We start from the raw sequence: 14852 nt of genomic DNA, 5'->3' as shown, positions 1-14852 counted from the left end.
GGATGGTTCAGTCCCGCGAGCATTTTATTCCTGCCTTTGGTCAATGGTTAAGGGAAATCTGGCCGGACGCAACCGTGGCCTGGGAACTTACTCACCATGGTTTATATGGCTGGATTACGGCCCAGAATTTTCCAGAACCGGAAGCCCTGAATCAACAGCTAGGGGACTATTGGATTTCCCTGCGCTCTCGATCGGGTTCTTGGCCTCCTCCCCCTGTGACCCTGTTTGCGGCTGGCCCTGACGAAGCCTTTCCCCGTTGGCAAGTTAGGCATCCACCTTTGGCTCTCCAGCGGTTACATCGGCCCTTAGATCCGGGTGGGGATACGGAAATTCCTTCAGAGATGCGCCTGGCCAATCATTTTATTATCTGTGGCCTGGGCAGTTTGGGTCAGTACTGCTACGACTGTTTACAGCAATTTGCTACGCCAGCCTTTCCAGTCCAATTAACGGCGATTGAAGTATCTCAACCAGGGGCCTGGGAGGTGCAGGGGATTGCCGATACCTTGGGGGCGAATTTAATGATTGGAGATTGTCGCCAGGCCTCAGTGTTGGAGCAGGCGGGAATTGGGGATTGTCGGGCAATTTTACTAGTCACCAGTGATGAGGCAACCAATGTAGCCGCAGCCATTGCGGCCAGACGCTTAAATCCCAACGTTCATTTAGTTGTACGCTCGGCCCGACAGAATTTGAATCACCTTCTCCAAGAAAAGTTAGGCCGTTTTGTTGCCCTCAATCCAACGGAGTTACCCGCCCCAAGTTTTGCCTTGGCAGGCCTGGGAGAAGGCACCTTGGGCCTATTTACTATTAATGATCAGCAATTACGGGTAGTCGAACAGCGAATTACTGCTACCGATAGCCGCTTTGCAGGGATCAATGCCCACCAATGGTCTCGCCGCCAACAACGTCTGTTTAGTATTTTTGAACCCGTTAATAATCCCCAAACTCCCAGTCGCTATGCCTGTTTTTTTCCCGCTTCAGAGTCACGCATTTTTCATCAGTGGCGACCGGATCATATTCTCGGACTGGGAGATCGGTTAGTTTGGGCAGAATTGGTCTCAGGGGGAGTAGGAGTGCAGGGGGCCAGATCAACAACTGGGGCTAGACGGAAATTTCTCCGCCAATTATTGAATCCCTGGTCTTGGGAGCAAAAACTTAAAGCGAGTTGGGCCTGGTTACGGGGAGAAGAACGACGATGGCTAATTGTACGGGGCCTGGGCCTGGGGTCAGTGTTGTGGGGTATTTCGACCCTCCTCCTTCGGTTTAATGTTCCGCACATGACCTGGCAAAAGGCATTTTTCTCAGGGTTTATTCTTTTACTGGGTGGTTTTGGCGATGTTTTTGGCGGTCTGGAACCGGAGGATATTCCCTTTTGGGTGATGGCCTTTTGTCTTTTGGTAACCCTGATGGCTCTGCTGTTTATTTTGGGGGTTTTGGGCTTAGTTACGGAACAACTTTTGCAATCGCGCTTTAGTTTTCTCAAACGCCGTCCCCCCCTGCCCCAGGCCGGTCATGTGATTTTGGTCGGTTTTGGTCGTTTAGGACAACAGGTAGCGGATATTCTCTTAACGATTCGGCAGCCCTTAGTAATTATTAGTGACTCGGGAGAAAATATACCTCCCCTGACCATTCCCTATCTCAGTGGTGATGTGATCCAGACTATGGAAGCCGCAAACCTGGCCACCGCCAAAAGCATCATCTTAACCAATGAAGATCAAATGTTGAATTTAGAGGCCGCCTTAATTGCTCGGGATCAAGCCCAAGGGGATCTCGGCCTGGTGATTCGCACGTTTGATCAACTCCTGAGCGAAAACCTAGGGGACTTACTTCCAGGGGCCCGCTCTCTCTGTGCCTACGCCTTAGCTGCTGAAGCCTTTGCCGCCGCCGCCTTGGGGGAAAATGTTTTGGGTTTGTTTCGCCTCCAGGATCGGACAATTTTGGTTACGGACTACCAAGTGACGATGGGTGATACTCTCCTGGGCCTGGGCCTGGCAGAAGTGGCCTATGGCTATGGAGTCGTACCCATTTTTTATGAAAAGCAAGGGAAAACTATCGGTGATGAGCGCAAGCAAAAATTTTTTCCTACGGATGACATGATTCTCGGGACTGGGGATCGCCTCGTAGTTTTGGCTTCGATTCAAGGGCTGCAACGGATTGAGCAGGGTAAGTTAATTCCCCCCCGATTATGGCGACTTTGGGCCGATGCTCCCCTTTCCTCGGAAGTAGCTTTAGATGCAGGGAATATCCTCACCAATATCTCCGGCTGCCATCTCAACCAGGCCCGGGATTTTATCCAATCACTCCCTGGCACTATCGAACTCAAACTTTACGATCATCAGGCCTATCGCTTAGGGCAACAATTAAGCCATCTTTTAACGATCCGTCTCTATCCTGTCTAAAAGCAGAGTTGTCCTCAGGCTGTCTCAGTAACTGGAACCTCGATAACGCCGTCGCGTTGAATTATCACTGACTGGAGGTGACTCAGGGGATGCTTCCCGGACTTCTGTGCCCCGATATTTACTAGGAGTTTCCGGTGGGGCAGGGGAAACCTTCGGTAACGGCGGCAAAGCGGGCAGTTGGGGGGGAGATGAAACAGCCTGTTGCAACGCACTCATTTTACTGAGGGCAGCCATGAGACTCTCTTGCTGGAGTGGTTCTCCTAAAAGTTCCATAACGCGGCTGAGATGGGTGACAACACTAGTAATCAAGGAGTTTTGTTGCAGGCCAGGCAGTAAATCCAATGCCCCTTGATGAATGGCCCAACGCTTTTCGGCGGGACTAATGGCGCGCTCTTCCCCAACGGTAATGACAATTTTTAAGCCCGGATAATCCTGCTGACAGGCCTGGCAGAACCGATAGGGATTAGTCACCTCCATCCCCATATCAATCAGGAGCAGATCGGGTAACTTGAGGCCCACTGCCTGCATTTGCGCTAACACTTGCACCAAATCCGCACTATTAGACTCCCAAATTACGGTGATTCCCTGGGAGGTCAACGCACCATGCCAAAGTTCGCCCTGTTTGGGAATGGCCTGGGTCATGAGGATGGTTTTAGTCATGGGTCAAGGGGGCCGCAAAAAGAACTAGAGCTAAAAACGCGCCTACTCTCTACTAAAATGCCACTTTCACTCCCAGCTAACTGTTCATTTAGAACACTCTAGACAGATTCGCAGGATCAAATTAGATGAACCATTCTCAGGGGATAAAAATCTGCAAAGTATTGTCCATAGACTATTACCTGACTCGCCTATATTAAAGTTTCAATAGGTAATGCCAAACCTTGGTATAGCGTTACGCAGACTGTTCTGAGAGAGTAGAAATGTCAAAAAGACTGCTCATAAAGCATTTTCTGACTTGTCCCCATCTCACCCTAAATGGGTAACGCTATATAATCTCCATTACCCTCAATAATCTGGTGGGACATCTCCCTTGGTGCTCCCAACGCCCACGGCAGGCTTCGCCAACGCACGCACCATCTGATTTTTCTGACTGGTCAGTATTGCTCCTTTTTTCCCGCCCCAGTTGTCGGCGTGACGCACTGTTTTCTCATCCGCCTCTATCTCTACCCAGCTATTTGCACCACAAATAACTGCACAGAGGGCTAACCCAATCATGTCCAATAGCTTATGCTCCAACAGGTTTGCTGCTCTCGAGTCCCCTAGTGCTTGAAAGTAGATAGTTACGTTAGAGCTAGGTCTGATGAGGGCAGTCATAAGAAAGTCTTAATCTGTGCATTCCCATCTTTATCTCTTTGGGTATGCGTTTGCCCTGCACCGCCGATGATTATCCTTGATTCATCTCAAGTAAACAGAGTATGGTAGCGAAAGTCTTTCTAAGGCAATCCTATGCGGTGGTTATCTCCCCAATTCCCTAACGTTATCCCTACAACCTTTAAACATCACTCTCGGAAACTAGGAAAACTTTGGAGTTGGAGCCTTGGTTTAGGGGTATTACTGGGAGCAGTTGCTAGCAGCCCGGCCTGGGGAGCGGATTCCCTAACAGTCTCGTTAGCCGGGATTACAATCACAGCCACAACCCAAGACTTGACTGGTTTTAGTCAAACGGGAGAACTGCCAGCCAACTTAGCTCCTTTGGGGACATTTCTGAGTGCAGGTGATTTGGCAGCATTGCGTTCGGCATTACAGCAAAAAATTACATTTCCGGCCGAAGGTGTTTCCCAATTGTTTAACACCCCAGCCGGTCAACGAGTCTTAAATGTTTTGGGGCAGTTTATTCAAACCAGTGACGGCCAATCAGGAGCGACGGATCTAAAAACTGCCTTGATCCAGTCTGCCCAATCACCGGAGGGACTAACCGTCCTAGGTGTAATCAAAGAGTTTCCTGACACCAACATCAAAATTGATGCTGCCCAGGCCATTCCCCTGGTCAATGCCATTTTCAGTGAAATTAGTACCACTAAAGCAGTCATTAATATTGTTAATCAACAGAGTCAAACTGCCCTCGCTAAATCCCCTAATCTTCCCAGTACCCTTGGGGATCTGACCGCACCTGGCCCGAATACCTGGCAAGTTCAATCCCTAACCCTGAATCACAAAACAGCTAACTTTCAATTTCCCGTTACCCTGTATGTTCCTAATATTTCTGGGACAATTCCCTTAGTTGTCATTTCACCAGGCCTGGGGGAAGACTTAAATACGTTTGCCTATTTGGCTGAACATTTGGCTTCCTATGGATTTGGGGTGGCCATTGTTGATCATCCAGGCAGTGATGCCACCCGGCAAACGGAGTTTCTGGCTGGTAAAATTCCCGAAGAAATTCTCCCTCAAGAATTCATCAATCGGCCCCAATCCATTTCCATCACCCTAGACTATCTGGCTCAACTACCGACGGTAAAATTCAACACCCAAAGGGTTGGTTTGCTGGGACATTCCTTTGGCGGGTACGATACTTGGGCCTTAGCTGGGGCAACCCAGGATGGTGCAACCCTCACCGCTGCTTGCCAAAATCCAGAGACAATCATTAAGCCTTCTGTGATTCTTGATTGCAAAGTCACTAGACTACCTAGCCCCCTACCCAATTTTCGCGATAGTCGGATTCAAGCAGCGATGGCGATTAACCCCATCGGGGGAACAATTTATGGCTCAATAGGCTTTCAAGCCATTCAAATTCCGATGCTGGTTCTAGCGGGGAGTGAAGATTTTATTGCCCCCCCCTTAGTTGAGCAATTTCAACCTTTTTCCCAACTCAGTTCAGCCCAAAAATACTTAGTTCTCCTCAATGGTGGGACACACCTGTCCACAATGGGTGACTTACCCCCAGAGAACAGCCCCAATGCCCTACCCCCCTTTGTTGTTGGTACGGATCCGGGGATTGCCCGTAATCAACTCCAGGCCGTGACTGTGGCCTTTATGCAAGCCTACATTAATGGTCAGCCGAACTTCCAGGCCTACCTTTCTCCCGCCTATCTGGCCAAACTCAGTCAACCCCAAATGAAGGCCACCCTGACTCAATCCCTCACTCCGGCCCAAATTGAGGCGGCAGCATCCCCCCCTAAATAGAGATTCCTGTCAGGACTTGGAAGCAATTAAGGGAGAATAGAGGGGGCCTGGGAGTCGGGTTGAAGGGCAGTTGAGGATTAGTAAAGTTTATGAGTACGGTTTATACGCGTCCGTTGGCTCGCTTAATTGAACAACTGCAACGACTCCCTGGCATTGGCCCCAAGTCTGCTCAGCGGCTAGCCTTACATTTACTGAAACGTCCCGAAAGTGAAATCCAGGCCCTAGCTCAAGCTCTGCTGGATGCGAAACAACAGGTGGGGGTATGCGGGGTTTGCTTTCATCTATCGGCCGAGCCAGTTTGCGACATTTGCCGAACTCCAACCCGTGAGGATAGCGTCATTTGTGTGGTTGCTGATTCCCGCGATGTGATTGCCATTGAAAAAACCCGTGAATATCGGGGCAAATATCATGTTCTGGGGGGATTGATTTCGCCAATGGATGGCATTGGCCCCGAACAACTACAAATTCATCCCTTGATCCAACGGGCCAGCCAAGAACGGGTCATAGAAGTGATTTTAGCCATTAACCCCAGTATTGAAGGGGAAACTACAACCCTCTACTTGGGCCAACTCCTCAAGCCCTTTGTCAAAGTGACCCGGATTGCCTTTGGTTTACCTGTGGGTGGGGATTTAGAATATGCCGATGAGATGACCTTAGCAAAAGCTCTAGAAGGACGGCGAGAATTGGAGTGAGACGACAGCGGTTCTTAACACTGCTCGGTGGTGGGGGTCTAGGGTTAACCTTAGCCAGTTGTTGGGATCAGGCCAAACCCTTGCGTGGAGCAACCAATCTGGATCAAATCTGGGATGTAATTGTCATTGGGGCCGGGGTGGCGGGCCTGACTGCGGCTCGGATGCTTCAGGATCAGGCTCAGCAGGTTTTAGTCCTAGAGGGACGCGAGCGAATTGGCGGGCGGGTTTGGACAGATCGCAGCTTAGGAGGCCTGCCCCTAGATTTAGGTGCTTCCTGGATCCATGGAACAGAGGGGAATCCCTTAACCGCTATTACCCAGGCAGCGGGTATCCTCACCCACCCCACCGACTACGACAACATCACGGTTTTTGATCTCGATGGCCGCCCTTTACCTGATCAAGTCACAACTGAGTTAGATCAAACACTCCAGGGCATCCTTGCCACCGTTGATCAGCAAGACCTCCCCATCAACCAATCTCTACAGCAGGCCATCAACCGAGTGCTAGGGGGACAGACATTAAACTCAACTCAACAACGCCGTCTGAATTATGTCATCAATACCACCATTGAACATGAGGTAGCCAGTGATATTGGGGACTTATCGGCCCGCTATTGGGATGAAAGCGAAATTTTGCCAGGAGGTGACGTTCTTTTTCCCCAGGGCTATGGGCAAATCATCCAAGTCCTAGCTGCACAACCAACCCCTCTGGGGATTGAAAGCCAGCAAATCGTCCAGGCCATTGATTACACCAATCCCCAAGTCGTTCAAATTACCACAGACCGCCAAGTTTTCCAGGCCAAGGCCGTTATCCTTACTGTTCCCTTGGGGGTACTCAAAAAAGGCCAGATTCGCTTTAATCCCCCCTTACCTCAGCCCAAACAAACCGCAATCCAACGCTTAGGCATGGGAGTTCTCAACAAAGCCTATTTTCGCTTTCCCCAGGCCTTCTGGGCAGAATCAGATCTCCTCGGCTACATCTCCGCTGAAAAAGGGCATTGGTGTGAATGGTTGAATCTCTATCCGGTGCTCAAGCAACCCATCTTACTCGGATTTAATGCCGGCACCTATGGACAATACATTGAGAGCTTGGGGGATGCAGAAATCATTCAAGCGGGCCTGGAGACCCTCAAAACCATATTCGGCCCCAAGATTCCCGCACCAACTGGAACCCTCATCACTCGCTGGGGTCAGGATCCCTTCAGTTGGGGGGCCTATTCCCATCTGCCACCGGGTGTCAGTCCGGCCGATTACCAAACCCTTGCCCAACCCATTGGTCAGTGCCTATTCTTTGCGGGGGAAGCCACCCAGTCACAGTATCCAGCCACGGTTCACGGAGCCTTACTCAGCGGTCAACGGGAAGCCCAACGAATTTTGCAACTCTAAATTTTGTGCCTGTGCCACTACTGTCACACCCCTGTTTTCGCCCCTCTTCTGCTTGATTCATGCTAGTGGGTGAAGCCGAGACTGCCCTCAAATCCCTAGAGTTAAAGTTAGGTAGCGGTCAACTCTATTCCAGACTCACGAAGCATGACAGGTTTATTTGGTGGGTAACAATATGTTAAGAATTTCATGGTCAGGCCTGGTGGGGATAGCCGCTTTTACACTTGCAGGAACATTCAGCAGCACTGTGCCAGTTCAAGCCAATCCTCGCCCTAAGTCACTGCTGGCCATTTCCAAACCCACCACAGGGATGCCAAACCTGAAAAATGGAATTTATCTTTATGGTGAATCACCCCGACCAGGCCAACTCCGCCAAACTTACATGGTTTTTGAGGTCAACAATCATGGGATTACAGGTGCAGTCTATATGCCCGATTCTTCCTATGATTGCTTTCAGGGAACCGTCCAAGAGGGAACCATTAATGCCCTAATGTTGGATAGCTTTGAGGCTTCCAGTTATCCAGTAACCGTCAATTTAGGAGAACTCCACCCCTTGCAAGCGAGTGTAGCCGATCAAACCCTACTCAAAAGTTGCCAGGCCAGCCTAGCCCCCCAATTCCAGGCCGCGGCAGAACCAAACTTGGCCCAAGCTCTCCCACACCTCCAGCCCTAAGTCACCAGGCCGATTTTTGGGATTAATCAGCCAAGATCACGGAATCACAAACAGAATATGGCAAGATCCAAGCCAGCAACCTGGGGGATGACTCTCTCAAGATAGATGGATAGCCGTTATGTCTGATAAAGAGGTACTGGGGATTGATCTCGGTGGTACTGCCATTAAATTTGGCCGGTTCAATCGAGAGGGAATTTGCCTCGAAAAACTCACTGTCCCCACCCCCCGACCCGCCTCGCCGACAGCCGTCATTCAAACCATTGTCGAAACCTTAGAAAAGCTGGATCCCGACAACAAAACCTTAGCCATCGGCATGGGAGTTCCTGGGCCGACAGATCGGGCTGGGAAAACGGTGCGCGTTGCGATTAACCTCGATAACTGGCAAAACGTCCCCATGGCTGAAACCCTGGAAAAACTGACCCATCGTCCCGTCATTTTAGCTAATGATGCCAATTGTGCCTTGGTCGGCGAGGCCTGGTTGGGAGCGGGGCGGGCCTACAAGGATGTGATTTTGCTCACCTTGGGCACAGGGGTTGGGGGCGGAATTTTATTAGATGGCAAACTCTTTATCGGTCGCCATGGTACAGCCGCCGAACTGGGGTTAATTACCGTTGATTTACATGGCCATCCCTGTAACAGCGGCAATCAAGGCTCCCTGGAGCAACACGCTTCGGCCACAGCCATTAAAAGACGCACCGGGATGGATGCTGCTGCTTTGGCGGCCCAGGCCCGCGCCGGAGATGGCGATGCTTTAGCGTTTTGGGCCACCTTTGGGCAAGAATTAGCGGCTGGCCTGGCGACGTTTTTATATGTGTTGACTCCAGAGGCAATTTTGATTGGCGGGGGGGTGAGTGCGGCCATGGATTTATTTTTACCGTCTCTTTGGGCAGAAGTCGAACGGCGGGTATTACCCAGTTCACGGGATGGCTTAAAAATTATTCGGGCCGAGTTAGGTAATCAGGCGGGGATAGTCGGAGCGGCCAAGCTGGCCTGGGATTTAGTCAAAAACTCTACCAACTAGTTACCCAAACCAAAGACTTGTCAGCCCAGTGACCTCTGTTAAAATGGCCCGTAGGTTTGACTGCGGCGTTGGTGACTGCCAATATTGTTTTTTGATCTATAACTTAAAACAACGGGAGCCGAATCCATTGGTGGCGGTACACTGGTCTTTGTTGCCAGAAACTTTAAGCCGATGCCAGCGTTCCCACCTGGTTCATCCCAGGTCATAAACTGCGGTAAAACGGCGTTGTGGTTAACCTTTTTATGATTTTCGGATCATATAGACTGTTCGTGATCATCTTGTATCGGTAGCTATAGAGGCTTAAATCATGAGATGGCCCCGTTGGATTCCATACCCTATCAATTGGATAAGATCTGGCCTGGCTTTATTTTTCGTAGTAGTGGTAATTTATGTCATGATGGCTACCACTTTTATGGGCCTATTAGTTTCTGGCTCAATCAAACACCCCACACCGCTGGCCATTGGGGCATTGCTAGGGTTACTCATTCCCATCTTTTTCCTCGCAGTAGTCCATAAGTCTCTATTTCGCCGTCAAGTCCCTGGCTGGTTTCCCCGTTGGTCATCTTGGTATGAAGGAACAGCGATCATCGTGGGAAGTATCCTAACCTTTTTAGTGATGACACCCTTTGCTTATGCGTCCTGCGGCCGATATTTTCGCTACTATTCCTCCTATTGTCACTACACAGATCAAAAGATTGGCATGATTCTGACCATTGGGCTAGTATTTGGGGCCTTCTTTTTCCAATCTGAGTATCTTATTAGGGATGCGATTGGTAACAGAAAGAAAGCATCTAAGCCTAAAGTCAGTCAGCCAGCGCAGCCAACAATCAAACCACAAAACCCAGATGTTGAGCCACCTCAAAAACTACAAAGTAATTCCCTTCTATCGGAGTTAGCGCGACTCAAAAAAGAGTTAGGCCGTTAGTCTCAATGCTCCTAGGAAGGGCAGTCTAAAATTAAGGAATTAGCCACTATAGCGTTACGAGGCTGCTCTGAGAGAGTAGAAATTTCAAAAAGACTGTTCACATAGTATTGTCTGACTTGTCTCCATCTCACCCGAAATGAGTAACGCTATATCAGGAAACCATAACGGATGATCAACATGGAAAAATCAAGCAAACCCTTGTATGAGAGCGATTTTAGTCTGTGGGCAGAAACAATGGCAGACCTGTTGGATCAGGGGCGATTTACGGATTTAGACATTGAAAACTTGGTGGAGGAGGTGCGGGACTTGTCTAAACGGGAGCGAGATCGACTGTTAAGTAGTCTGCGGTTGATTGTCCATCATCTTCTCAAGTGGGATTATCAGCCCCAAAGAGGATCTCGGAGTTGGCAACTGACGATACAACGGGAACGCAACAATATCCGCTTTTATCTTAAGGATAGTCCCAGCTTGAAACGTTATTTAACTGATGAATGGGTTATGGAGGTTTATGATAATGCTCGTTTGGACGCACTAAAGGAGACGAATTTAGATTTTCCGAAAGATTGTCCTTATGGTATTGCTACAGCCTTAGAGCGGCCAATTGAATTGGGCTAGGCAATTGGCATGGTATTTTCAAGCTTCAATCTAAAAATTAAACTTGGTTTGCGCCAGAATAAGATTCTGACCTATCCCCCTGACGAAATGCGGAAATTAAGATTAAATAAGAGGGGAAAGAAAGGATGAGGTTTGAGATGAAGGGATTACCCCAAACTGTGATCGGATTGTTAGGCGTTGGCCTGGCCTGGACAAGTAGTGCTTTGGCGGCTAATCCGGATCATGTGGCCCAATTATTGACGACAAATACCTGTCCTAGCTGTGATTTGAGTGGGGCTGACTTAAAGGGCTATAACTTTTCTGGGGCCAACCTAACCAATGCCAACCTCAGTGGGGCCGACCTGAGCAATGCGGTTCTCACCCAGGCCAATCTGCAAGGGGCTAACTTGAGTGGGGCTAACCTAACAGCGGTTTATATGGATCGCACCAATCTCCGCCAGGCCAACCTGAGTCAAACAAAACTGATCATGGCTTCCCTGCGACATTCCCTCTTCAACCAGGCCAATTTTCAAGGCGCGGATTTAGCCGGAGCCGATTTGCAATATACAGATTTACGCCAGGCCAATTTTCAGCAGGCCAACTTAGAACAAACCAATCTCTTATTTGCCCGTTTGAATCGTGCTAATTTGACCCAGGTGAACTTAGAGGGAGCCTATCAACCGAAAATGCCCTATCGTCTGATGTTTCATTAGGCCAGGCCTGGGGTAGTCGGGTTGTTCTCTTACCGTTTTTCTTCAGTTTCAAAGGGGTTCTGGGCTAAATTTCTCCTGCCCCTAGGACTATTCTTCCCCGCCCCAGCCTTAGGACTTTGCCCTGCGAATTTATCAACTGCGATTGAGCCAATTATTACCGCTGCTGACTATACCCAAGGACGCTGGGGAATTGTCATCCAAACCCTCAAGCAACCCAACTCGCCCCAGGCCCCGGTCACGCTCTATCAACGGGATGGGGATAAATATTTTCTGGTTGCCTCGAATGTCAAACTATTCACCACCGCCGCCGCCCTTCAGCAATTTGGCCCCCAATATCGCATCCAAACCCAAGTTTTCGGAATTGGCCAAGGGGCTAATTGGGACTGGATCCGCTTAGTTGGGAATGGGGATCCAACCTTAACCACAGGAGAACTGCAAAAAATTGCTCAGGGACTGTGGCAGCAGGGAATTCGCAAGATTGACACCCTCGAAATTACGAGCCTGCCCTTTCCTGACCCACCCCTTAATCCCACTTGGGCGTTGGAAGATACCAGTGCCGGTTACATTGCCCCGATTACCCGCTTGGCCTTAAACCGCAATGCCCTCCCCCTGGTGGTCACACCCCAACAACTCGGCGCGCCCCTAAGGCTGGCCTGGGAATCACCTGCACTGGGCCAAGGCTGGACAATAAGCAATCAAACCCGCACCGTGGCCGCAACCGCCCCAGAATCCCTAGAAACCAACGTTGTTCAAGGCGCGCAAACCATTCAGGTGATTGGGCAGTTGCGTGTTGGCAGTGAACCAGAAACCTTAGATATCCCCCTCCTTGATCCCTATCCAACCATCTTGTCCCAATGGCGCGCCGCCCTCGCAGAAGTGGGGATTCAAGTTCAGCAACTCCAGTTTCAACACAGTCCCAATCGTCCTATGGGCCAACCCCTGTTTTCCTTGGCCTCCCCACCCTTGCCAGACATTCTGAATCAAACCAATCAAACCAGTGATAACTTTTATGCCGAAACCTTAAAGCAACTGATCGGGGCTGTTCAGCCAGGGCAAATGGGACGCATTCTTGGGGCCTGGGGCATCAGTTCCCAATCCTATGAACTTGTGGATGGCTCTGGTTTATCGCGGCAGAATTGGGTTACACCCCAGGCCCTAGTTGAACTCCTCCAGGCCCAGCGTTTAAGCCCAAATTGGTTGACCTTTCAAAACTCTTTGCCCCAGGCCGGTGTGAATGGAACCCTCCGCCGCCGTTTCCTAAATACACCTGCCCAAGGAAAAGTCTGGGCCAAAACTGGAACCTTACGGGGCGTTTCTGCCTTATCAGGGTATGCCGAGCCAGCTAATTTTGCCCCTGTTGTCTTTAGTATTGTGATTAACCAAGGCCAGCAAGACGGGGCGGCTTTACGACCAGGGATTGACCGGATTGTTTTAGAGCTAATGAACCTCCAAACCTGTCCCTAGAATTCCAGGCAAGAGAGCTTCCAATTGTAAACTTGCTGCGGCTTTGGCGAGATTTGGGATTTCAGCTTTTTCTAAATAGGGGATGGTGCCGATCACTGGTGTATGGGTTAGGGTTTCCAAAAGTGTTTGATTAGCCCACTGTTCAATTTCAACCTCTGTGCAAGGAGTGAGGCAATTACGGATTAGGCCGCGGATCATTAGTTTCTTCTCTCTGGCCAAGGCGAGATTTGCCACCGCTTGACCCATTGCGCCCAACTTGACCGGCACAACCAAAACGATGGGGATCCGCCAGGCCTGGGCTAGATCTGCGACTGTCCATTCCCAGGTAATTGGCGAACCCAATCCACCAATGCCTTCCATCAAAACCAAATCATAATCGGCTTGGAGATGTTGTAGGGTTTGCCAGACTGGTGCTAGATCAATCTCCCTATTTTCTCGGGCCGCTGCTAAGGGAGGAGCTAAAGGGGCCTGGAAGGAGACGGGATTAACCTCTAGGGGCGATTGTTCTAGGTCGAATAACCGATGATAATGCTCTTGATCTCCCACTGCTCCCGATTGTAAGGGTTTGAACAGTGCGACTTTAAGTTTGGGGGCATGGGCCTGGCAATAGGCAAACAGGGCTGAAGTTACCCAGGTTTTACCCACTTCTGTATCGGTACCAGTAATTAAAACAACGGGGCTTGAAGTCATGAATATCTCGGTTCTATGGGGGGTGTATAAATCAACTCATCAAAATAGCCTACTGGAATGAATCACCCTCCAGATCACAGGCGGCGGACTGCACCAATCGCGCATCTGACGGATCGAATCTTTCCGTTTATAACATAGGGATATGGTAAGTTTTCTTGGCCTGCTACCCCGTACCCTAACAACATTTTTATTTGCCCTAACTGCTTTGTTGAGGTTCTATGGCAACTCCGAATCTGTCCCCATCCCCCGTTTCCCCCTCACCTATCTCCAGTGGAGCTTCTGGGCCTTCATCGCTGCAACAACGGCTTTGGTGGTTAATCTCGGCCTTGAGTGGCACGCTGGACATCAACGCCGATATCGAGAGGCTGAAGCACGAGAAATTGCTATTGAGACAAGAAAAACTGCTATTGAAACAAGAGAAGTCGCAGTTGAGACAAGAGAAATTACGAATCGAACAAGAGATGTCGCAGTTGAAACAAGAGAAATTGCAGCAAGAGAGCGAGATCGGGCGGCTTATCGAACTCGACTCCAAACTAAATGCCTTGCAGCAATCATGGGATGTCAACTTGCCCCCAATCCCCGAAGTAAACAGCGACTCCGAGACCTGTTAACCCTACTAGAGGAATATTCTGATTTGCTGTAGATGGTTCAAGTTCGGCCACCCTCAGAGCTGCTCACACAGATTTGTAAGATAGGGATATGGTAAGTTTTCTTGGCCTGCTACCCCGTACCCTAACAACATTTTTATTTGCCCTAACTGCTTTGTTGAGGTTCTATGGCAACTCCGAATCTGTCCCCATCCCCCGTTTCCCCCTCACCTATCTCCAGTGGAGCTTCTGGGCCTTCATCGCTGCAACAACGGCTTTGGTGGTTAATCTCGGCCTTGAGTGGCACGCTGGACATCAACGCCGATATCGAGAGGCTGAAGCACGAGAAATTGCTATTGAGACAAGAGAAGTCGCAGTTGAGACAAGAGAAATTACGAATCGAACAAGAGATGTCGCAGTTGAAACAAGAGAAATTGCAGCAAGAGAGCGAGATCGGGCGGCTTATCGAACTCGACTCCAAACTAAATGCCTTGCAGCAATCATGGGATGCCAACTTGCCCCCAATCCCCGAAGTAAACAGCGACTCCGAGACCTGTTAACGCTATTAGAGGAATATTCTGATTTGCTGTAGGAA

The 14852-nt window shown here is 49.8% G+C and carries 15 protein-coding genes and 1 other RNA gene; 13 read left to right on the top strand and 3 right to left on the bottom strand.

The window, feature by feature from the left end; all coding sequences use genetic code 11:
- Positions 1-2: 2 nt before the first annotated feature.
- Positions 3-2396, top strand: coding sequence for an NAD-binding protein (locus RIF25_RS12660; protein WP_322878902.1), 2394 nt, complete (start codon positions 3-5; stop codon positions 2394-2396).
- A 24-nt stretch (positions 2397-2420) separates the two neighbouring features.
- Here RIF25_RS12660 and RIF25_RS12655 read toward each other — a convergent pair whose 3' ends face one another.
- Both RIF25_RS12655 and RIF25_RS12650 read right to left on the bottom strand, forming a co-directional pair.
- A complete protein-coding gene (locus RIF25_RS12655; protein WP_322878901.1) occupies positions 2421-3056 on the bottom strand; it encodes a hypothetical protein in 636 nt (211 codons plus the stop codon).
- Between the two features lie 345 nt (positions 3057-3401).
- Positions 3402-3710 carry a transposase family protein gene (locus tag RIF25_RS12650; RefSeq protein WP_322878900.1) on the bottom strand — a complete coding sequence of 103 codons (309 nt, stop codon included), beginning with the start codon at positions 3708-3710 and terminating at the stop codon, positions 3402-3404.
- Between the two features lie 132 nt (positions 3711-3842).
- Here RIF25_RS12650 and RIF25_RS12645 point away from each other — a divergent pair, with 132 nt between their 5' ends.
- The 10 genes from RIF25_RS12645 to dacB all read left to right on the top strand — a co-directional run bounded on the left by RIF25_RS12645 (position 3843) and on the right by dacB (position 12980).
- Positions 3843-5516, top strand: a complete 1674-nt coding sequence (locus RIF25_RS12645) for an alpha/beta hydrolase (RefSeq protein ID WP_322878899.1) — start codon at positions 3843-3845, stop codon at positions 5514-5516.
- A gap of 89 nt (positions 5517-5605) precedes the next feature.
- Entirely contained in the window at positions 5606-6208 is a 603-nt protein-coding gene (recR, locus tag RIF25_RS12640) for a recombination mediator RecR (protein WP_322878898.1), read from the top strand.
- Positions 6205-7593 (top strand): flavin monoamine oxidase family protein, encoded by a 1389-nt coding sequence (locus tag RIF25_RS12635; protein ID WP_322878897.1) that lies wholly within the window; start codon positions 6205-6207, stop codon positions 7591-7593. The genes recR and RIF25_RS12635 overlap by 4 nt, the downstream gene beginning before the upstream one ends.
- Before the next feature lie 172 nt (positions 7594-7765).
- The gene (locus RIF25_RS12630) at positions 7766-8263 is read left to right on the top strand and encodes a hypothetical protein (RefSeq protein WP_322878896.1); all 498 of its coding nucleotides are present in this window, start codon (positions 7766-7768) and stop codon (positions 8261-8263) included.
- Positions 8264-8381: 118 nt separating this feature from the next.
- Complete coding sequence (locus RIF25_RS12625) at positions 8382-9284, top strand: ROK family protein (protein WP_322878895.1); 903 nt, start codon at positions 8382-8384, stop codon at positions 9282-9284.
- Between the two features lie 54 nt (positions 9285-9338).
- Positions 9339-9522: non-coding RNA, 6S RNA (gene ssrS, locus RIF25_RS12620), on the top strand.
- A gap of 156 nt (positions 9523-9678) precedes the next feature.
- A complete protein-coding gene (locus tag RIF25_RS12615; protein WP_322878894.1) occupies positions 9679-10209 on the top strand; it encodes a hypothetical protein in 531 nt (176 codons plus the stop codon).
- 177 nt (positions 10210-10386) lie between these two features.
- Complete coding sequence (locus RIF25_RS12610) at positions 10387-10824, top strand: DUF29 domain-containing protein (RefSeq protein WP_407682410.1); 438 nt, start codon at positions 10387-10389, stop codon at positions 10822-10824.
- A gap of 137 nt (positions 10825-10961) precedes the next feature.
- Positions 10962-11516, top strand: a complete 555-nt coding sequence (locus tag RIF25_RS12605) for a pentapeptide repeat-containing protein (protein ID WP_322878892.1) — start codon at positions 10962-10964, stop codon at positions 11514-11516.
- Positions 11517-11537: 21 nt separating this feature from the next.
- Positions 11538-12980, top strand: coding sequence for a D-alanyl-D-alanine carboxypeptidase/D-alanyl-D-alanine endopeptidase (dacB, locus tag RIF25_RS12600; RefSeq protein ID WP_322878891.1), 1443 nt, complete (start codon positions 11538-11540; stop codon positions 12978-12980).
- Here the strand turns inward: dacB and bioD are convergent.
- Positions 12954-13670 (bottom strand): dethiobiotin synthase, encoded by a 717-nt coding sequence (gene bioD / locus RIF25_RS12595; protein WP_322878890.1) that lies wholly within the window; start codon positions 13668-13670, stop codon positions 12954-12956. The two genes, dacB and bioD, sit on opposite strands and share 27 nt — an antisense overlap.
- Before the next feature lie 142 nt (positions 13671-13812).
- Here bioD and RIF25_RS12590 point away from each other — a divergent pair, with 142 nt between their 5' ends.
- Complete coding sequence (locus RIF25_RS12590; RefSeq protein WP_322878889.1) at positions 13813-14313, top strand: hypothetical protein; 501 nt, start codon at positions 13813-13815, stop codon at positions 14311-14313.
- A gap of 56 nt (positions 14314-14369) precedes the next feature.
- Positions 14370-14849, top strand: coding sequence for a hypothetical protein (locus tag RIF25_RS12585; RefSeq protein WP_322878888.1), 480 nt, complete (start codon positions 14370-14372; stop codon positions 14847-14849).
- Positions 14850-14852: the final 3 nt, after the last annotated feature.

This window comes from Pseudocalidococcus azoricus BACA0444 (genome assembly GCF_031729055.1).
In the GTDB taxonomy this organism is placed as follows: Bacteria; Cyanobacteriota; Cyanobacteriia; order Thermosynechococcales; family Thermosynechococcaceae; genus Pseudocalidococcus; species Pseudocalidococcus azoricus.
The sequence above is the reverse complement of the archived record's forward strand: the minus strand, read 5'-3'. Positions and strand labels throughout refer to the sequence as shown.